Raw genomic sequence first — 19918 nt, 5'->3', positions numbered from 1 at the left:
CTGTTGCATGCCCGCCGATTCGATCGGCGACAGGAAGAAGATTCGGCGTGGGGGACGACTGCGTGGAACGACAGAATCGCTCACCGATCCAGCGTCGCTTCGGTGTCGATTCCGTACACCCTCGCAGGTGTTTCGACGTGCGCGCGTCGCACGGCGTCGTCCCAGCCGTTTTCGAGCATCCACCGCACCCGCCGCGGGACGGTCTTCGGACCCAGCACCGCGCCCGGCCGCTCGGGATCGTCGATGAAGTCCGTCTCCATGAGGAACGGCTCGTCGGCCTCGACGGCGATCTCCAGTTCGTCCTTCTCGGCGATGACGCTCTTGATCGGCCCCTCGAGCCGACCGCCGGAGTAGTGCTTGACGACCTGTTCGGGCGGCAGTCCCTCCGCCTGTGCCCACTCGGTGATCTCAGTGAGGTCCTCACTCCCTTCGGTGTGCAACTGGACGACACAACCGACTTCGCCTGCCAGATCAAACGCGTGGCGCATCACCGCGTTCGAGGCCGCCCAGACCTCGTCGCTCACGTCGTAATGCGGGCGACCCGACTTGATCGCCAGTGCCGGCCCGTCGGCGACGTATCCAGCCGCGATGTCGAGCCCGGCCTGCATGATGTCGCGTGCCGCTGCCGGCGTGTATCCCTCCTCGACCAACTGCGAGATCAACCCCGGGTGTACGCCCAGGACGGGCCAGGCCCGACCCGGCAACACCTCACTCGCGTCGGCGGCCGCGTCGATCGTCAGTTCGAACACCTCCTCGAAGATCGCCTCGTCGGTGGCGGCCTCACGGAGGTGCCACGAGGGCTTGTTGAGCACGAGCAGATGTGTCCCGCCGACTGAGACGAAATCCTCGACGGCGTCGGTGTTCCGGCCCTCGATCGGATCGAGGTGCATGTGGTTGTCAAGTACCGGCGTGTCGTCGATATTCATATTCGAAAGTGAGGGCGGCGATCGCAAAAGCCGTTCGTCTCCGCAAGCGAGGCGGGCGGACGACAGCGTTTTGCCGACTCGGATGCCGGTTGGAACTGATGGTCCCGCTCGCGCAGGCCGCTTTCCTGACTGTCGCGATCGCCACGCACGCCGTGGTCGGCTACACGCTCGGGACGGCACTGTTCGATCGCCCGGTCGCCGGGCTGGCCGCCGGGGTTGCCCCGGACGTCGATTTTCTCTTTCCTGCCGCGCTTGGCTGGCCGTTCATCCACCGCGGGATCACGCACACGCTATTTGTCGGCGGACTCACAGCCGGGGTAGTGGCGTATCGGGACCGACGGACGGCCTTGGCGGTCGCAGCCGCCTACGGATCGCATCTACTCCTCGATACGACGACGCCGAAGGGCGTCCCGTTTCTCTCCCCGCTGGTCGAGACGGCGTACCACTTCGATCCGGGGACGACCGGCCACTCGCTCGTGCCGACTGTCGCCCTCTGGATGTGTTGTCTGGGCGTTCTCCGGCTGCGTCGCGACAGCGAGGACTCACCGCTTGATATAATATAATGATCCTCCAATCAACTAAGCACATCTGCACAAAATCCTTATATGTTACTCGTTCCTGCGACTAATTGCCGATGAAAACACAAGGACGTGGCATTTCACCCGCACACGTCGATAGGATAGTAAGAAAATCGAGGGAGAACATACACAGAGACCAAACGGCAGACTGATCGTATCGTTCGCAAACCGATCTCACGTGCCCGTGAGCGTGCAACCAGTGTCCGACGGAAGGCGAGTCGAGTGTGCTCCGACCTCGCCGGTCTATCCCGGATCGGTGCCCCTGACCGCCGGTCCGTGACGGTGCCGCGAGCCCATCCGCTTCCCGGCGGCGGCTACCGCGGCTTCTCTTCGTTCCGAAACCGGATCCGTACACTGCCGGCTATACTTACCCCTGGATCCTGCGGAACGTGTCCGCGAGCGATTCGCCTTCCGCGCGTTCCCGGTCGAGCTGGTCGTAAACGGTCCACATGTTCGTATCGCCCCCGTGAATGTCGCCCGATTCGACCTCGGAGACGTCCGGTTTCGGTGGCTCTTCGTCCTCGATCCCCAGCAGGTCCACCAGCAAGTCGTCGATCGACTCGTTCTCCCCCGTTTCCTCGTCCAGGATCTCGTAGACTGCGTCGCTGACTTCTATAGTTGCCATCGTTCTCATATGGTAATTGTTCTCCTATAACTATCAGCAACTATCGTGCATAACGGGGGTGTATAAACGGGGGTGATCAGGGGGATGGTAGAACGAGACAGTTTTGTGGGCCGGTTCATCGCCTCCGCGGTCTCGTCGTCGATCAATTCGTCGTAGGACAAAGAAGTTGCGCCCGGCCCCCGCGCGTCTAGAGGACGCCCATCGCGTCCAGGCGCTCGGGCAGGTACGTCTCCGTGACGAAGTCAAGCCCGTGCGAGGCCAGCGCCTGCTGTTCGGACTTCTTGTCGATCTCTAGCTGGAGTTCGATCTGTTCCTCCCAGTAGTCGGTCTGGAAGCGCGGATCCTCCAGCTCGGATTCCAGGGCGTTGATATCCGAATCCGAAAGGGGGTCGGTCGGCAAGTCGTACTCGACGATGTCCTCGGGCTGGACGCCGACAAACTGCGCCTGGGGCGTCGCCAGATACTCCGAGAGATGCGCCGACTTGATCGAACCGTAGGCGACCGATCCGTAGATGCGATACGACCAGGGGTCACCGTCAGTGAACACCGTCACCGGCAGGTCGAGTTCGTCGTGCAGCCGCTTCGTGATCCGGCGGGTCGCACGGGCAGGCTGGCCTTTCAGGTGGACGATCAGCGCGTTCATCTCCTCGTCGAAGCCGTTCTCGACGAGTCGGTCGCGCATCCCGCCGGTCTCGACTGCCAGCACGAAGTCGGCGTCACACTCCAGGAACTCGATCTGATCCGGGTTGTTCGGGATCTGATAGCCACCTTCGCCGACGTCCTCCTGGCAGTGAATTTCCCGCTCGCCCCGGCGGGTCTGTTCACGCAACAGGAGCGGTCCCATCAGCGTCGCGCCCGACTCCTCGGGACGCATGTGGAAGTCCTCCCGGGTGACCCCGGACACGATCTCCAGGTCCTCGATCAGCTGGTTCGATTCGTCCTGGCTGTTGAACTGCGCCTCGTCGAGATCCCATGACTCGCTGAGGTAGTACAACTCACGCAGAGTCGAGGAACGGTCCTCGCCGAGTTGCTGGGCCAGGAAATCGATCGTGTACACCGCCTTCAGGAGCTTCTGGGCGCCCGAGATCGTCTTGGCGCTGCGGGTGGACGTGCGGTCGCCGTACACCCAGACGTTGCTATCCTCGTCGTACTCGATGTTGGTCTTCGTCCGGGTCGGAACCTGCAGCCGCGGCACGTCGCCCTCCTCGAACTGCTCGTAGAACTGTTCGGCCAGGTTCAGCAGTCGCTGGCGTGCATCGCCCTCGCCGTAGTTGGTGTCGTCGTCTGTGCTCATGATTGGATCGTGAGTTTCTCCTCGTTGATTCCCTCGACGGCGACCTCACTGTTGGCGGCCTCGTCGATGCGGTACTCCAGCCGTTCGGTCTCGCCGCTGCCCACCGTCGGCGACCACTTGAGATAGTACTCGCCGTCCATCTCGACGACGTTCGCGCCGTTGACGTCCCCTGGCTCGGCGTCGAGGATCTCGGTCACCTCGATGTCGGCGTTGCGATCGGCGTTGTTCTCGACGCTGATCGTCGCCGTGCCGTCCTCGACGGTGCGCTCGACCAGGACGTTGTTCATGATGCGGGCCAGCGCCTCGTCGATGTCGGGCTCGTCCTGTCCCGTCACCGAGGCCAGTTTCTCGGCCATCTCCGGCAGGATCGTCGCCAGCTTGTCCTGTTTCTCCCGGCGCTGCTGCATCGAGCGGCGCTTGTTGAGGTAGCTCTTCAGGTCGCGGGCGGCCTCCCGGATCGCGAGTTCGATCTCGCTTTCGATCTCGGGCACGTTCGCGACGGCGTCTTTCGATTCGCTGGTGAACGGCACGTTCGTCGAGGCGACGTGGACCATGATCACCGCGGGGCCGTTCGGGATGCCGCTCCCACCCGGCTGATCCAGACCGTAGTTGCGCCAGTTAATCGCCTTGACCACGTCCGTCGTCGCACAGGCCCCGCGCTGATAGACCAGCGGCACGCGGTTGGCAAAGCGCATCACGTCGACGGAGCCGCCGTCTTCGAGGTCGCCGCCGTAGGCGATCCCGGCCTCGACGATGAACGGGTCACCGCCGTGGACCGCGGCGTCCCGGGTGGCGGCGGCGTAGAAGTCCGCGTCGAACTCCTTCTGTAGCCCCGACAACACCAGCTCCTCGGTGATCGGTGCGAGACAACCCGTCGGCGGCGACATGATGTCGGTCTCCCGCATCGCCTCCAGCAGTTCTGACGACGCGTCCCGGTCGTCCGCGATCGACGAGACTGTCGGCGGATCGTCCGGTACCGTCGCCATCACGTCCCATATCGCCTCGATCACGTTTTCGCGGGCCGTCTCGCCGAAGGTTGCGTCATCGTACTCCTCGGTCGCGTCGGCTGCCCGGGAGACGTACTCGGCCAGCTCCTCGCGCGTCAGTCGGTGCTGACGGTCCTCGCTCCCGACGAACTTCGCGGCCAGTCGCTCGGCAAGCCCCTGGAGCGTGGCGTCGTCTTTCCGCGTGCTGGTCGCCTCGTCGATCAGCGTATAGAGATCGGAGGTGATCGCGTCCGTGCGAACCTCCTCCTCGTCGCCGCCCAGCACCTGTGTCCAGGCGGCCTCAGTGGCCTTCTCCCGGACTGTCGAACCGAAGGTCGTCCCGGACTCCGATTCGACGGCCTCGGCCTCGCTATCGACGATCCCACGGAGTTCGTGATGGGCGAGGCGGTCGTGGTCGTCGACGGCCTCGGCGACCGCCGCCGCGAAGGTTTTCGTCGCCTCTTTGCCCTTGTTGGCGACCGCGCCCCGGACGGCTGCTGTGACGTCCGCGTTCTCGTGGGCCTGTGGCGGTCGCCAGGCCATTTCCCGGCCGAAGTGGCGGTCCCGGAACCGGTCGACGACGCTGTCTGCGGTCTTTTGCCCGACGCGGGTAAACTCCTCCTGCAGGAACCCGGAGATCGAGTAGGAATCGGTCGCCTCCAGCATCTTCAACAGCGTCCCGAGTTCGACGCCGTGGGGATGCGGGCGGATCTCCTCGGTCTCGTCCGGAAGTGTGGCGTCCTCGGCGCGCTCGAACTTCGCCGGCTCGTCCAGGCTGGGCTCGACGAACTCGATACGAGCGTGGGGGTTGACCACGGCCGTCTGCTCGATGTATTCGTGGAGACTCTGGCGCGCGCGCATGTTGGCTTCCATCTCCAGTTCGATGCGCGTGCCGTGTGGCCGGTCCCAGGTCGTCGTCTCGTCGACGCTGATCTCCGGTTCGTTGGTGTCGGTGTCGATGATCAACTCGAAGTACTCGGCGTCGCTGGATCCCTTGGTCCGGGAGGTGATCCGCGCGGGTTTGCCGCTGGTGAGCTGGGAGTACAGCACCGCGGCGGAGATCCCGATCCCCTGCTGGCCGCGGCTGTTCTTGACTGAGAGTGCCCCCTCGTTGACCACGACGAAGTTCTCGTCGTGGCCGGTCGCTCCCGGAACCGAAATGTCGTAGACGTATTCGGGCGGGTCCGTCCGTTCGACATTTTTCACCGGAAGCAGGCACATATCCGTCTCGGTGATCCCCTGAAGCTCGTGGATCGTCTCCCAGAGCTCTTCGAGCGTTTCCGTCGGCTGATGGTCGTCGTGGAGCAGCCCCATCTCTTTGAGATTGTGCACGTATCGGGGCTTCTCGACGTATTCCCCATCGAGGGCCCGTTCGATCAACGACTCGTACACTTCGGCGTGTTCAAGGTTCGAACCGACACCGACTCCGAGCAACAACCCTGGAATCGTATCCGGAACAGTTTCGTGACCGACGTGTCCTACCCGGTGATCAGAGAGCAACGATATGGGGACGCGCTTGTACTGTTGTTCGCCCGGTCGCCGGCGCTCACCGAATACGTCGGACAGATTGACGTCCTCGCCGTAGACCTTCGTCCTGTAGCGCGTGCTGGGGTCGTCGCTGTAGCCACTGCCATCGGTCACGACTTCCGTACTCGCCAGGACGCCTTGCATGTTCCACAGTACTGATAGTTGCTGTGCGAGTGTTTCACTGACCGTCGTGTGCGAAAGTTCGTTACTCGGATGCGAATCGGAGCCGTCTCCCTGGTAGAGTCCCGTGATAAACTCCTGCTGGCGTTCGCGACCTGTCCTGAACACGAAGTCCGGAATCCGTTTGTTCTCTGCCCCCTCGCCACAGGCGGTTTCGAGGAACATCGAGAGCACTGATCCAAACGCTTTCACTCGCGTCGAGTTACGCTCGCGATCGACAGTCTTTGTCCTCCCGCCCACAGTAGCGACGGTAGCCTCGGTCTCCTTGATCAGCTCTTGCTCGTGGGAACCGAAGGTGAAGCCGACTTGCCGGTCGTCGACGTGTCCCTCGGCGACGTAGTACCCCAGCAGGCGCATGAACGACTGATCGAGCTGAACGGACACCGGCATCGTCGTCTCCTCTCCGCCAACCTGGTACGTTTTGAACCGGCAATCGGCTGCTTTCTCTTCCCAGCCCAGTTCGATTACTGTCTCCGCTGGCAAGTAGCCCTTTTCGAGGTAGTTCGTTTCGAGACTGTCTTTGAGAATGTCGACACCGTCGTACCGATAGTAGGTCCGTTTTCGGTCGCTGTCCGGTGACGGCTTCTTTCGGATCTTTTCTCCGTCTTGCAGTTGTTCGAGCGTCTCCCGGTCGAACCCGTACACGTACACGCGCCGACCGTCGAGTTGGTCCGGCGTGATGTGCCCCAGCAGGTTCACCGATTCGATCGATTCCTCGAAAGATGGGAGCGTTCTGGGAGTGAGAACCGTATCACCGGCCTCTAGATCACCAGCTTTGATTTCTTTTGTCTCTCCCATGCTCGTCACTGAGAACAGGCTGTGATTCCCTGTCACTTCGACAGTCCGGCCTTTCTCGGTCGTGATCTCGTACGTGGCCTCGTCGGTTTCGTGTCGAATCGCGTGGGTGATTGACTCCCACGACATCTCCTGCGTTTCACGGTTGAAAGACGGTACTTCGATGTCGTCAGGCACCGGCTGCGTCGCTTCTCCGCCCTCCGGTAAGTACGCATCACAGAGGACGCCGATCGGGATAGTCTCTATCGTGTCATCACGTCTGACGAGTACCTGCTGATCGGGAGTTAGCGACTGCTCACGCTTGTGAAATCTCGAACCGTACAGTAGCTTCCCAAAGACTTTCGGGAGCTGTTCTTTGGTGATTCCGGGGCCGTTGTCTTCGATGACCAGCCGGTAGTAATCCCCCAGATCCTCGATCTCGACGTAGATGTCGGGGAAGATGTCGGCTTCCTCACAGGCGTCGAGGCTGTTGTCGACGCCCTCTTTGACGGCCGTGACGAGTGCCCGGGCTCCCGAGTCGAACCCGAGCATGTGCTTGTTCTTCTCGAAGAACTCGGCGATAGAGATCTGTCGCTGGCTCTCGGCCAGCTCCTCGGCGATCCCCGAATCGCCCAGCGTCGACTGCATCGATGGCATTCGTTAGACAAACCCAGTTCTGCCCGGCTTAAAGCCTTCTCGGTGCCGCGGTGAAAGTGAAACACTGACTCCGGGGTTCGGGGGACGGATCTTACGGTCGTTCCAGCGTGACCTTGCGCGCCTCGTAGTCTTCGAGGAACGAGTCCGGACCGCCGACGGAGACGGTCTCCTCGTCGGTTTCGATGATGATCGTATGTTCGATCGGGATCGTGTTCGTCCGCGGTTCGACCATCCCCTGGCGGGTCTCGACGACGGTTCCCTCGAGCGTCGTGAAGGGATCGTCAGTGTCGACGGGCTGGGCGGTCGCCCGGGCGTAGACCGTCGCTTCGGCCTGATTGTGCAGCGTCGCCTGCAGCGTCGCGTGGCGGAAGCTCCGGTAGGTCGCCGGGAGCTCGACCGGGTCGACGACCGTGTGTTGCTGGGCGAACGGCCAGTAGTTCGCCAGGAACGAACCGGCGATGATCGGCACGATCTGTCCCTGCACGATCGCGATCGCGCGATCGTCGCTGTTGGCCCGCGAGACCATCTCGGCGGGCGAGGCGATTCCCAGCTGTTCGTCGACCGCGAGCAGGACGGGCATACCGAGTTCCCAGGTCCGAATGACGCTCCCCACCGGTCTGTCGACGCCGTCGAGGACGTGTTCGGGATCGTCGACGTCGCTGATCAACAGCAGGACGAGGACGCCGCGATCGACCGCGGCCCGCAGCTGCTCCGCGACTTCGGGGAGATAGCCCTCCGGAACGGCGACGACCAGCTCCTGCTCGGCGCTCTCGATGTACTCCCGCAGGCGCTTGATGACGGTGACGCGGGATTTGATGACGTCGAACCGCTGGGGTCGCGAGGAGGTCTCCGAGTAGCGCTGTTTCAATACCGGCTCGATGTCTTCGAGCCGGTTCGACAGCATTTCGATGACCTCTTCTGGGGGTTTCGCCCGGATCTTCGTCGGCACGACGTGATCGTCGACGTCGACGAACCCCCGCTCTTCGAGCTCCTCGCAGATGCTGTAGACGTACCGTTTCGAGACGCCCGTGTCGTCCGCGATCGTACTCGCTTTCGCCTCCCCGTGTTCGAGGATCGTCAGATACGTCTGAATCTCTTTTTCAGAGAGGCCGAACTGTTTGAGCTGGTTTTCTAGCGCGACGGTGTTCATCGATGCTCGCCTCCCGACGCCCGGACGACGTATCCGATCTGATCTGACACCGAGTTGTGAGGCCACATCCTACTTCCCACGTACTCACTCGGAGTACATATATTGTTTGTAATCTTTCTTCACACCTGCTCCCCGGTGTATACACATGAGCGAGGCGAAACGAATCTGCTACTTTCAAGTCAGCGGGTGAACAACCCGGTTGATACGGATGGACTTCGATAGACAGAGCGGACTGTTCCTGCACGTCGCTTCGTTACCCGGACCGGACGGTATCGGCACCCTCGGCGATCCGGCCAAAACATTCGTCGACTTTCTCGCCGACTCCGGGCAGTCGCTGTGGCAGTTCTGCCCGCTCGGTCCGACGATCCCGATTCACGACAACTCGCCGTATCAATCGTATTCGGCCTTCGCTGGCAACCCGCTGTTCATCGATCTGGACGAGCTGGTCGAGCGCGGCTGGCTCGAGGACCTCGATCGTCCCGACTTCGACGACGGGAACGTCGAGTACGGGCCGGTCAGGGAGTACAAGGAAGCGCGTCTCGAGGACGCCTTCGAGACGTTCAAAACCGACGCGTCCGACGACGACCGAGCGGACTTCGAGGCATTCACGGACGATGCCGGCGACTGGCTCGACGAATACGCGCTCTATCGAGCGCTGCGAACGCACTTCGATGGCGTCTCCTGGCTGGACTGGCCCGAGGGCGCGAAGATGCGTGATCCCGAGGTGCTCGCGGAGTATCGCGAGGAGCTCTCCGAGACCATCGAGTACCGGAAGTTCCTCCAGTGGCTGTTCGACGAGCAGTGGTCCGAACTGAAAGCCTACGCGAACGAGCGCGGCGTCGATCTGGTCGGCGACATGCCGATCTACGTCGACCTGGACAGCGCGGACGTCTGGGCCAACCCGGAGATCTTCAAGCTGGACGAGCAACGCGAGCCGAAGTATGTCTCCGGTGTCCCGCCGGACGAGTTCTCCGACGACGGTCAGATGTGGGGGACCCCGGTCTACGACTGGGCCGCGCTGGCCGAGCGCGATTATGGCTGGTGGGTCAGCCGCTTCGAACGGCTCCTCCAGCGGGTCGATATCTTCCGCATCGACCACTTCAAAGGATTCGAGAGCTACTGGGAGATCCCGGCCGACGCCGACACCGCCCGCGAAGGCGAATGGGTCGATGGCCCCCACGAGGACATCTTCTACGCCGTTCGGGACGAACTGGGCGAACTGCCGATCGTCGTCGAGGACCTCGGGGAGATCACCGACGAGATGGACCGGATCCGGGAGGATCTGGGGTATCCGGGTATGAACGTCGCGGCCTTCACCGACTGGTGTGACGGGGACAGCCGCTACCATCCCTCCTCCTACGACGAGAACTCCGTCGCGTACACGTCCACCCACGACACGGACACCGTCGCGGGCTGGTACGCGGATCTCGACGAGCAACAGAAAGACTGCCTGCACTACGCCGTCGACTACGAGGGCGGGGACGTCCACTGGGACATTCTCGATACCATCTGGGGGTCCGACTCGGTCATCACGCTCGCACAGGTACAGGACCCTCTCGGATACGGGTCGGACGCACGATTCAACGTCCCCGGGACCGAGGAGGACAACTGGGCCTGGCGGGTCAGCGAGGACGCCCTCTCGGCGGACGTCGCCGAGCGACTGTACGAGATCACCGAATCGAGCGGCCGACTGACCGACTAGGGACTCGACACCTCCTCATATTGGTGGCTATACGTTCGTAACGATATCCGGCACGACGGCGTGCCGGATCAGTTCGAAATGCTATAGCCACCAGTACAAGCGCCGCCTTCATTTCCCTCCCGACGAACGTTCGGATAGTGGCCTCTCCAGAGCGACGTGGCGTCGATATGACGACGGGTGCGATCTCGCCGAAGCTGCTCCACCTAGCCTGGCCGCTCGTGCTCGGGAACCTCCTCCAGACAGCGTACAACCTCGCCGATATGTTCTGGGTCGGTCGGGTGGGTCGCGAATCCGTCGCCGCGGTCGCACTGATGTTTCCGCTGTCGTGGATGTTCGTCTCCACGTCGATCGGGATCACCGCCGCGACGATCGCGCTGGTCTCACAGCACGTCGGAGCCGGCGACGAGCGCCGGGCCGATCGGGTCGTCGCCCAGACGGTGCTGTTGACACTCGTGGTCGGGATCGCTCTGGCCGCGCTCGGGTGGACGTTCCGAGTGGACCTGCTTTCGCTGATGGGTGCCGACGGACAGGTGTTCACCGAGGCCCTGGCGTACATCGAGATCATCTTTCTCGCGCTGCCGCTGACGTTCCTGTTCTTTGCCTTCCGTGCGTCCCTGCAGGGCGCGGGTGACACCAAGACTGCCATGTGGCTGGTGCTGCTGTCGGCGGGCGTGAACGTCGTCCTCGACCCGTTCCTCATTCTCGGCTGGGGACCGTTCCCGGCGATGGGGACGCGGGGTGCCGGCTGGGCGACGTTCGTCTCTCGGGGGCTCGCGACTGCCGCCGGGATCGGGATCCTCCTGCGCGGCGGGTTCGGCGTCAAACTCCACGTGGGCGACCTCCGTCCGGACCCCCGTATTCTCCGAAAGCTGATCGATATCGGCTACCCGGGGACGCTGGATGGCTGGGCCCGGAGCTTCGCCGCGGTCGTGATGGCGGCGTTCGTCACGCCCTTCGGCGACGCTGCCATCGCCGCCTACGGCGTCGGCGTCCGCCTGATGTCGGTGACGTGGTCGGTCGCGGGCGCGGTCGGACAGGCCACCGCGACCGGCGTCGGCCAGAACCTCGGCGCGAAGACGCCCGACCGGGCCGGCCGGGTCACCTGGGTCGCTACCGGCGGGACGATGGCGCTTCTGGGCGTCGCGGCGGGGATCTGTCTACTCGTCCCCGAGTTGCTGATCCGGGTGTTTCTCGACGACCCTGCGACCGTCAGCGAGGGCGCGACCTTCCTGTACGTTATCGCTCCGTTCTGGGCATTTTTCGGCGGCACGATGGTCATTCAGGGCGCGTTCCGTGGTGCCGGCCAGACGAAAGTCGCGATGGCACTCTCGCTGCTCTCCCGGTGGGTGTTCCGGGTGCCCGTGGCGATCGTCTTGGCGTTCTCGCTTTCGGTCGCGCTCCCGACCGGTCACACTCTCGAGACGCTCGGGATCGGCGTCGTGGGGATCTGGATCGCCTTCTCGGTCGGCGGGTTCCTGTCGTTTTTGGTGGCGGTGGCCTGGTTCCGGCTGGGTCGCTGGCAGGAGGGCGTCATCGAGGACGAGCGCGAGACGGTCGTCGCGGACGCGACGGTAGACGAATCGGACTAGAAGCCGACGATCAAAACAACAGGCCGACCGGAAACGTTACTCCGTGGGCAAGACGACCGCGTCCTCGACGGTGACGCCGTTCTCGGCGGCGACGTTCTCGCCGGTGATCTGGTCGATCGCTTCGACTTTCTCGTCGAGTCCGACGACTTCGGATCCGTCCGAGAAGTTCAGCACGACGATATAGCGGCCGTCCTCGCCGTCGCGGGCGTAGGCGGTGACGCCGTCGTTGTCGCTCTCGTACTCGACGCGCTCGAAGTCGGCGTCGACGTGTAGCGCGTCGATCTCCTCCCAGGTCTCGGTCAGCTGGTGGTAGAACTCCCGGAGTTCCTCGTTGGCGTACTCCCAGTGGGTGTGGCCGCGACGCTGGCGTTCGCCGATCTCCTGGCCAGCGTAGATCATCGGAATACCCGGAACCGTCCAGGACGCGGTCGCGGCCGCTCGGATGGCGTGTTCACCGGCCTGCTCGATGTATCGGTCCTCGTCGTGGTTCTCGATGTAGGTGAGGAAGCCGGCGTGATCCGGGAAGCCGATCTGATAGCGGTTCTCGATCGAATCGAAGATCTGATCGGCCGACTGGTTGCCCTGGCCGATCTGGAGCAGATCGAAGTACAGTCCGGCGTCGAAGTGGACGTCGAAACAGAGGTTGTGGAAGTCCGCGACGTAGGGAATCGTCTCGTCCATCAGCAGGAACTCGCTGTCTTTCGATTTCGTGAGGTCACGGATCTCCTGCCAGAACGGGCGCGGGACGGCCCAGGCCATGTCACAGCGGAACCCGTCGACGTATTCGGCCCACTTCTCGACGGCGTCCAGCAGGTGTCGACGAACCTCCAGGTTGTCGTAGTTGAAGTTCGCGATGTACGGCCAGTCGAAGTACGTATCCGGCACGTCGTTTTCCTCGTCCTGCCAGTCGTACCAGTCGCGATACTCGGGGTCGCCTCCGATGGCGCGCTGGTAGAACTCGTGTTCGCGCGCGGAGTGATTGAGAACGAGGTCGAACAGGACTTTCATATCGCGCTCGTGAGCTTCCTCGACGAGTCGCTGGAACTCCTCCTCGCCACCCAGATCGTCGGCGATGGAGTAGAAGTCCGTGATGTTGTAGCCGTGATCGAAGTCGTCGTTCTGCAGAACGGGCGTGAACCACAGCGTGTTCAGCCCGAGGTCCCTGATGTAGTCGAGCCGGTCGATGATCGCTCCGAGGATCGTCTGGTCGTCGTCGGGGTCGACGAACCCGCGGACGTACAGCTCGTAGACGGACATCTCGGAGGTCCACTCCGGCGGTTTGTTGAGCCGCTCGACACCGCCGTCGGGATGGATCGAGACGGTGTCCGGGACGCTGTACTGGTGGCCGATCGCGACACCGTGTACGCGGACGGGCTCCGCGACCGCATCGAGCGGGGCGCGGAACTCGTACCCGTCGACCTCGTACTCCTCGAGGTCGTCGCGGTCGTCGACGAAGAACTCGACGTCGAGGTCTTCCTCGGGGGCGCCCGGCGCGGTCTTGGGGTGGGCCGTGATGACGACCTCGTCGCCGACTCGTTCGCCCGTGAGCGTGACCCGGGGGCGGCCACGCTCGCCGACGTCGCGAGACAGTCCGGAGCCGGCGCCGCTACCGCTCTGTCCGCCTGAGACGCCCGAACCGCCCGAACCGCCCGAGACCCCGCTGTAGCCGCTGTAGCCGCTCTGGCCACTGTAGCCGCCACTACCCGGCTGATGAGTCACTGATTTGTCACCAGGGTAGACTCGAACGGTCAGCTCGTGAGTGGTGTCCGGTGCGTCGAGTTCGACCGTGTAGGTGCCGGGTTCGTCCGGCGTGAGATACGTGATCGACTCGTCACCGAGGACGACCGAACTAGCCGCAGGCGCGTCCGTGATCGACCAGTTGTACTCCTCGTCGGGGACGGGATCTCGCGGGGCTAGTTCCTGGGTCTCTCCGACTGCCATGAACCGGGGTGGGCCTGGATGGTGCATGTATCTATATCAGCGATCGGACCTTCAATCAATCTTCCGACATCGATGTGCCACACAGTTCCCGGAGATTGAATGAATCTCATCGTATCTAACCACTATAATCAGATACTCCGTTTTCGAGGAGAAAGAGAGCGCTCCAGCCTGATTATCGTTGTTGAAATAAAACAACAACAGTTATACCTGGAGATCCGTAACTCCGAGAAAGGTGGAGCACATGGTGTCGGACAACCCGGACGGACGGATCGCGTATTACACGATGGAAATCGGAATCGAAAACGACGTCAAGACGTACAGCGGCGGGCTGGGCGTCCTGGCGGGCGATACGATCCGATCCTTTGCGGACATGGGCGTCCCCGCAGTCTGTGTCGCTCAGCTCAACGAGCGCGGTTACTGCAAGCAGACGCTCGAAGAGGACGGCACACAGATCAGCGAGGAGGACCCCTGGCCGGTTGAGGAGTACTGTGAGAAACTCGACGTTGAGGTGACGGTCCCGGTCTACGGTCGGGACGTGACGGTTACGGCCTGGAAGTACGACGTCGTCTCCGAGCAGAGCGGCGAGACGGTCCCGATCATCTATCTCGACACGAACGTCGAGAGCAACGACCCGGACGCCCGGGAGTACACGCAGCGACTGTACAGCCCCGGCTACGGCGAGGACGTCCAGCTGGCCCAGGAGATCGTCCTCGGGATCGGCGGGACGCGGATCCTCGACGAACTCGGCTACGAGGTCGACACCTACCACATGAACGAGGGTCACGCCGCCCTCCTGACGCTGGAACTGCTCAAGCGCAACGACATGGACCCCGAGGCGGTTCGAGAGCAGACCGTCTTCACGACTCACACGCCGGTCGAAGCCGGCCACGATCAGTTCGACTGGGAACTGGTCAACGAGGTCCTCGGGGAGTTCGTGCCCCAGGACGTCCTCAAGAAGTACAGCCGCGAGGAGGACCTGCACATGACGTACCTGGCGCTGAATCTCTCACGGTACGCCAACTCCGTCGCGAAGAAACACCAGGAGGTCTCCCGGAACATGTTCCCCGGGTACGACATCGACGCCATCACCAACGGCGTCCACGTCCCGTTCTGGGTCGGCGACTCCTTCAAGGAGCTGTACGACGAGTACGTCGAGGGGTGGCGCGAGAACCCCTACAAGCTCAAGCACGCCTCGGTCATCCCGGACGACGAACTCTGGGAGGCCCACATGGAAGAAAAGCGGGACACGATCGAGTTCATCAACGAGCGCGAGGACTCGGATCTCGACCCCGAGAAACTCACGATCGGGTTCGCCCGCCGGGCGACCGCCTACAAGCGCGCGGACCTGATCTTCTACGAACACGAGCGGCTGCGCCACATCGCCGAGAACGTCGGCGAGTTCCAGATCGTGTTCGCGGGGAAGGCGTTCCCCGGCGACGAGGACGGGATCGGCAACATCCAGGAGATCTTCCACAACGCCTGGCAGCTCAACGACGCGGTCAACGTCGAGTACGTCGAGGGCTACGACATGGAGGTCGGCGCGAAGCTGACCTCCGGCGTCGACGTCTGGCTCAACAACCCGCGACGGCCGCTGGAGGCCTGTGGCACCTCGGGCATGAAGGCCGCATACAACGGTATCCCGCAACTCGGCACGCTCGACGGCTGGTGGGTCGAAGGCCACATCGAAAACGAGACCGGCTGGAAGATCGGCCCCGAGCCCGAAGAGAGCGAGCCCGACGAGACCGAAGCCGCGGACGAGGACCGACAGGACGCGATGGACATGTACGACCAGCTGGAGAACACGGTCGTCCCGATGTACTACGAGGACCGCGAGAAGTGGATCGACATCATGCGCAACACGATGTCCTTCAACGGCCCGTACTACCACACCCAGCGCATGGTCCGTGAGTACCTCGACGACGCGTACTCGCAGTAGGACGATCCATCGCTTCGCTCTCGAAGCCACTTTCCCCTTTTGTCGTGCCACCGTTTCCGGAAGCGGACCGCGTCCCAACCGGCGTCCGTGTCGGAACGATCAGATGTCTGTAACTCGTGCACGAACCGTTCTGCTCGCTGTTTTAACCGCTTCGGGTCTTTACCGCTGGTCGGGGAATCAAAAATAAATATACTTATTGTGCACGGGAGTAAACGATAGTACTCACACCGAGCTCATGAACACGTCAGTTACCAGTCTCCTCCTCGGGGTCGCAGACGGGCAGTCGGACACGAGCGACGAGGACGGGGACCAGCCATCGACAGCACAATCGACAGAACAGGTGGCGTCGGTGGATGGGGGGGCTGAACCGGACTGTGATCCGGCGGAACTCGAGCGCCTTCGCGAGGAGGTGGCCGAGCTTCGCGACGAGCGCGATCGGGAACGCGAGCGGGCCGACCGGCTGGAGGCGGCCATTACTGCGACGACGGAGACCATGGAGCGCGCGATCGACGGCGATCTGACCGCTCGGACGGACATCGCGGCCGAAGACCCGGCTGTACGGGAACTCGGCGCGGTCTGTGACGAACTGATCGGCGAGTGGGGAGAGTCGATCAGACGCGTCCAGGAGTTCAGTCAGCAGGTCAGCGGCGCGACCGAGCAGGTCGCCACGACGGCCGAAGCCGTCCGCGAGCAGAGCCGGGAAGTCAACGAGTCGATCCGCGAGATCTCGGCCGATGCCGACCGACAGCACGACCACATCGAGGACGTCGCCGGGGAGGTTGAGGACCTCTCGGCGACGGTCGAGGAGGTCGCCTCCTCGGCGGAGGAGGTGGCCAACGCGGCGGAAGTCTCCGCGGATCGCGCCCAGTCGGGCGGCGAGGCCGCGACGGCCGCACTGGACGAGCTCGACGAGATCGAGGCGACCACGGAGACGACCCTCGAGAGCGTCGAGAACCTGGCCGACTCGGTCGAGGACATCGAGTCGATCGTCGAGGTGATCGACGACATCGCCGAGCAGACGAACATCCTCGCGCTCAACGCCTCGATCGAGGCTGCCCGCGCCGGCGAGGAAGGAGCCGGCTTCGCGGTCGTCGCCGACGAGGTCAAGGGCCTCGCCGAGGAGACCCAGTCGGCGCTCGATGACATCGAGGGGGCGATCGAGGCGGTCCGCGAGGAGGCCGACGAGGCCGCCGCCGACATGCGGGAGACGCGCGACCGGGTCGGCGACGGCCGGGCGACGATCGACGATGCGCTGACGGCGCTTGAGGACATCGTCGACGACGTCGAGGAGGTGTCCGGCCGGGTCAGCGAGATCAGCAACGCGACCGAGTCCCAGGCCGAGTCCACCCAGCAGGTGGCGGTCATGGCCGAAGACGTCGGCGAGATCAGCGAGGAGACCGCCGAGACCGCCGACGACGTCGCCGCGGCCGCCCGCGATCAGACCAGCGTCCTCACCGAGGTTCAGACCGCGACCAACACGCTGGCCGAACGGACCGAAACGCTGACTGAATCGCTCGAAGGCTTCGAGACGACTCGGGGCGCGGCCGACGCCGACGGCACTACGATCGAGATGTGGCACGCGATGAGCGGCCAGAAGGGCGTCCTGCTCGAAACGCTGGCCCGCGAATTCGAATCCCAGTACGACGGCGAGGTCTCGATCGAGCTGACCGCGAAGGGGAGCTACCGCGGGACGCTGAACGCCACGCTGAACGCTATCGAGAACGGCCAGCCGCCGACGATCGCCCAGATCTTCGAGATCGGCACCAAGCGGGCGATGGACAGCGGCGGGTTCGTCCCTGTCGAGGACGTCCTGCCGACCGGCTTCGACACCGGGGAGCTGCTGGATCCGGTCAGGTCGTACTACACGACCGATCACCGGCTGTACTCGCTGCCGTTCAACTCCTCGACGCCGGTGCTGTGCTACAACCGGACGGCCTTCGAGCGGGCAGGGATCGATCCCGACCGGCCGCCCGAGACGTTCGATGCCGTCCGGACCGCCGCCAGAGACGTCGTCGATGCGGGCGTCGCCGACTCCGGGATCACCTTCGCCAACTACGCCTGGTACGTCGAGCAGTGGTTCGCACAGGCCGGCCAGCCACTCGTGAACAAGCGCAACGGTCGGGGCGGCGACGCGACCGAGGCGCACTTCGACAGCGACGCCGGCCGCGATATCTTCGGGTGGTGGGCCGGGATGGAAACTGACGGGCTCTATCACAACCCCGGCGTGGAGGCCCGTGGGGAGGCCAGGTCGACCTTCCTCGATAGCGATGCGGCGATGCTCGTCGCGTCGAGTTCGTCGCTCGCGGACGTGCAGGCGGGTGCCGAGGATGCCGGGTTCGAGCTGGGAACGGCCCCGATCCCCGTCGCCGGGGAGCGCAACGGGCTGGCCGTCGGCGGGGCCTCGCTGTGGGTGCCCGAAGCGATCCCGGACTCCCGGCAGCAACTCGCCGGCGAGTTCCTCGCGTGGCTCGCCCAGCCAGCCCAGCAGGCTCGCTGGCACCGCGAGACGGGGTACTTCCCGATCAACCACGGTGCGGTCGACACGCTACGCTCTGACGGCTGGTTCCGGGAGAACCCCCACTTCGAGACCGCACTCGAAGAGCTGCTCGCGAGTTCGGATATCCCGGCAACCAACGGTGCTCGGATCGGTCCGTTCGACACGGTCCGGACGCTCGTCGAGGAAGCCTATCTCGACGCCCGCGATCACGGCGTCGAGACGGCGCTCGCCGACCTCGACGCACAGGTCGAGCGGTTGCTGGAGAACTACCGCACTGGTCGATAGCGCCCCGTCACCCACGTCTTCCCGATTCGATCGCTTCTTCGAGGGTCTTCACGATGCCGGCGAGGACGGCCACGAACCCGACGAACGTGACGAGTAGGCCGTAGTTGGCGACCCCTGGCAGCCTGGACTCGACCTCGTCCGAGTGTTCGATCTCGTAGAGCGTCCCGTTCCGTTCGAGAACCATCGGCACTCGCTCCAACGCCGATCGATCGTCCGGCAGCGAACAGCCCGTGTCGGATCCCGACGCGTTCACCGACGACTGGATGATCCGATCCACCCGATCCCGTTCGTCGGCCGAGAGGTTCTCGTAGGCGACCGGCTCTCGCGTGCCATTGCCCGCAGTCTCGGAATCCGACGGGGGCTCCGTATCTCCGATGACCGTCGCCTCGTACACGGTGGTCGTCTCCTCCGATGTCGTCGCGTCCACGACCGCGCCGATATATACGGGCGCAGGTAGACAGAGCAACCCCACGATGATGAGGACGGGGCCGACCTTCGAGAACGCCATATTTACCCTTCGTTCTGGTGTACAAGTGCTTTATTGTTATCTCACTGTCGGGACACCTGCCAGACGCAAGCAGTTTGGTACTCGCCCGCCAAGCGCCGGGCGTGTCCGAGCAGTACCAGACCGTCGGTGGCCGGGGACAGGCACGCTTCGAGATCAGGGGCTCGGAGTTCATCGGCCACGTCGCCCCTGCGACGACCGTCGAAGCAGCCGAGACCTTCATCGAGTCTATCCGCGACGAATACGCTGATGCGACCCACAATGTCCCCGCCTATCGCGTCCGGGCGGATCCCCTGCGGGAATACCAGAACGACGACGCCGAACCCTCCGGTAGCGCCGGCAAGCCTGCCTTGAACGTCCTCGTCCAGCGCGAGATCGAGAACGCTGTCGCCGTCGTGACGCGCTATTACGGCGGAACGAACCTCGGCGTCGGCGGACTGGCCCGGGCGTACTCCAGAGCCGTCAAGGAAGGCGTCGACGACGCCGGCGTCGTCACCGAGCGTCCCCACGAGCGCTTCGGGATCGCTGTCGAGTACGACGACAGCGGCACGGTACGGGGAATCCTCGAAAGCGAAGGCGTTGAGTTCGAGGCCGAGTACGGGGAAGACGCGGTCTTCGCGGTGCGAGTGCCCCGGCCCGACGCGGCCGCGCTCCGGGACCGCATTCGGAGCGCCACCAGCGGCCGGGCCGAGATCGACCAGTAGGGGTGCCCTCCGATCGTCCGACGACGATCGGACCGCTTGACCTGGACGCCTCGCCGTCGATC

13 protein-coding genes are annotated in these 19918 nt (G+C 63.7%); 6 read left to right on the top strand and 7 right to left on the bottom strand.

Annotation, left to right across the window (positions count from 1 at the left end):
- Positions 1-80: 80 nt before the first annotated feature.
- Positions 81-926 carry a TatD family hydrolase gene (locus tag HSEST_RS10710; protein ID WP_229120922.1) on the bottom strand — a complete coding sequence of 282 codons (846 nt, stop codon included), beginning with the start codon at positions 924-926 and terminating at the stop codon, positions 81-83.
- A gap of 98 nt (positions 927-1024) precedes the next feature.
- On the opposite strand from HSEST_RS10710, the gene HSEST_RS10705 reads away from it, so the two are divergent.
- Positions 1025-1489 carry a metal-dependent hydrolase gene (locus HSEST_RS10705; protein ID WP_229120921.1) on the top strand — a complete coding sequence of 155 codons (465 nt, stop codon included), beginning with the start codon at positions 1025-1027 and terminating at the stop codon, positions 1487-1489.
- A 382-nt stretch (positions 1490-1871) separates the two neighbouring features.
- Here HSEST_RS10705 and HSEST_RS10700 read toward each other — a convergent pair whose 3' ends face one another.
- The 4 genes from HSEST_RS10700 to HSEST_RS10685 form a co-directional block, all read right to left on the bottom strand.
- Positions 1872-2129 carry an antitoxin VapB family protein gene (locus HSEST_RS10700; RefSeq protein ID WP_229120920.1) on the bottom strand — a complete coding sequence of 86 codons (258 nt, stop codon included), beginning with the start codon at positions 2127-2129 and terminating at the stop codon, positions 1872-1874.
- A 187-nt stretch (positions 2130-2316) separates the two neighbouring features.
- Positions 2317-3423, bottom strand: coding sequence for a DNA topoisomerase IV subunit A (locus tag HSEST_RS10695; RefSeq protein ID WP_229120919.1), 1107 nt, complete (start codon positions 3421-3423; stop codon positions 2317-2319).
- The gene (locus HSEST_RS10690; RefSeq protein ID WP_229120918.1) at positions 3420-7547 is read right to left on the bottom strand and encodes a DNA topoisomerase VI subunit B; all 4128 of its coding nucleotides are present in this window, start codon (positions 7545-7547) and stop codon (positions 3420-3422) included. Before HSEST_RS10690 ends, HSEST_RS10695 begins: the two co-directional genes overlap by 4 nt.
- A gap of 91 nt (positions 7548-7638) precedes the next feature.
- Complete coding sequence (locus HSEST_RS10685) at positions 7639-8697, bottom strand: TrmB family transcriptional regulator (RefSeq protein WP_229120917.1); 1059 nt, start codon at positions 8695-8697, stop codon at positions 7639-7641.
- A gap of 208 nt (positions 8698-8905) precedes the next feature.
- On the opposite strand from HSEST_RS10685, the gene malQ reads away from it, so the two are divergent.
- Positions 8906-10399: a 4-alpha-glucanotransferase gene (malQ, locus tag HSEST_RS10680; RefSeq protein ID WP_229120916.1), complete on the top strand. Its 1494-nt coding sequence runs from the start codon at positions 8906-8908 to the stop codon at positions 10397-10399.
- Positions 10400-10566: 167 nt separating this feature from the next.
- Complete coding sequence (locus HSEST_RS10675; protein WP_418886549.1) at positions 10567-11988, top strand: MATE family efflux transporter; 1422 nt, start codon at positions 10567-10569, stop codon at positions 11986-11988.
- Positions 11989-12024: 36 nt separating this feature from the next.
- Here HSEST_RS10675 and malA read toward each other — a convergent pair whose 3' ends face one another.
- Positions 12025-13956 (bottom strand): alpha-amylase MalA, encoded by a 1932-nt coding sequence (malA, locus tag HSEST_RS10670; protein ID WP_229120914.1) that lies wholly within the window; start codon positions 13954-13956, stop codon positions 12025-12027.
- A gap of 214 nt (positions 13957-14170) precedes the next feature.
- On the opposite strand from malA, the gene glgP reads away from it, so the two are divergent.
- Together glgP and HSEST_RS10660 are read left to right on the top strand one after the other, a co-directional pair.
- Entirely contained in the window at positions 14171-15865 is a 1695-nt protein-coding gene (glgP, locus tag HSEST_RS10665; protein ID WP_229120913.1) for an alpha-glucan family phosphorylase, read from the top strand.
- 235 nt (positions 15866-16100) lie between these two features.
- The gene (locus HSEST_RS10660) at positions 16101-18647 is read left to right on the top strand and encodes an extracellular solute-binding protein (protein ID WP_229120912.1); all 2547 of its coding nucleotides are present in this window, start codon (positions 16101-16103) and stop codon (positions 18645-18647) included.
- Between the two features lie 7 nt (positions 18648-18654).
- Here HSEST_RS10660 and HSEST_RS10655 read toward each other — a convergent pair whose 3' ends face one another.
- Positions 18655-19155 carry a hypothetical protein gene (locus HSEST_RS10655; protein WP_229120911.1) on the bottom strand — a complete coding sequence of 167 codons (501 nt, stop codon included), beginning with the start codon at positions 19153-19155 and terminating at the stop codon, positions 18655-18657.
- A 101-nt stretch (positions 19156-19256) separates the two neighbouring features.
- Between HSEST_RS10655 and HSEST_RS10650 the strand changes: the two genes are divergently transcribed.
- Positions 19257-19856: an IMPACT family protein gene (locus HSEST_RS10650; RefSeq protein ID WP_229120910.1), complete on the top strand. Its 600-nt coding sequence runs from the start codon at positions 19257-19259 to the stop codon at positions 19854-19856.
- The last annotated feature ends 62 nt before the right edge of the window (positions 19857-19918 follow it).

Origin of the sequence: Halapricum desulfuricans (assembly GCF_017094465.1) — an archaeon.
Lineage (GTDB): Archaea > Halobacteriota > Halobacteria > Halobacteriales > Haloarculaceae > Halapricum.
Note: the sequence above shows the minus strand (reverse complement) of the source record. Positions and strands in the feature narration are given on the sequence as shown.

What these genes read in the sequence shown, in the direction of transcription:
- HSEST_RS10710 (WP_229120922.1), bottom strand. Translation starts at nt 926, where the DNA reads ATGAATATCGACGACACGCCGGTACTTGACAACCACATGCACCTCGAT.
- HSEST_RS10705 (WP_229120921.1), top strand. Translation starts at nt 1,025, where the DNA reads ATGGTCCCGCTCGCGCAGGCCGCTTTCCTGACTGTCGCGATCGCCACG.
- HSEST_RS10700 (WP_229120920.1), bottom strand. Translation starts at nt 2,129, where the DNA reads ATGGCAACTATAGAAGTCAGCGACGCAGTCTACGAGATCCTGGACGAG.
- HSEST_RS10695 (WP_229120919.1), bottom strand. Translation starts at nt 3,423, where the DNA reads ATGAGCACAGACGACGACACCAACTACGGCGAGGGCGATGCACGCCAG.
- HSEST_RS10690 (WP_229120918.1), bottom strand. Translation starts at nt 7,547, where the DNA reads ATGCCATCGATGCAGTCGACGCTGGGCGATTCGGGGATCGCCGAGGAG.
- HSEST_RS10685 (WP_229120917.1), bottom strand. Translation starts at nt 8,697, where the DNA reads ATGAACACCGTCGCGCTAGAAAACCAGCTCAAACAGTTCGGCCTCTCT.
- malQ (WP_229120916.1), top strand. Translation starts at nt 8,906, where the DNA reads ATGGACTTCGATAGACAGAGCGGACTGTTCCTGCACGTCGCTTCGTTA.
- HSEST_RS10675 (WP_418886549.1), top strand. Translation starts at nt 10,567, where the DNA reads ATGACGACGGGTGCGATCTCGCCGAAGCTGCTCCACCTAGCCTGGCCG.
- malA (WP_229120914.1), bottom strand. Translation starts at nt 13,956, where the DNA reads ATGCACCATCCAGGCCCACCCCGGTTCATGGCAGTCGGAGAGACCCAG.
- glgP (WP_229120913.1), top strand. Translation starts at nt 14,171, where the DNA reads ATGGTGTCGGACAACCCGGACGGACGGATCGCGTATTACACGATGGAA.
- HSEST_RS10660 (WP_229120912.1), top strand. Translation starts at nt 16,101, where the DNA reads ATGAACACGTCAGTTACCAGTCTCCTCCTCGGGGTCGCAGACGGGCAG.
- HSEST_RS10655 (WP_229120911.1), bottom strand. Translation starts at nt 19,155, where the DNA reads ATGGCGTTCTCGAAGGTCGGCCCCGTCCTCATCATCGTGGGGTTGCTC.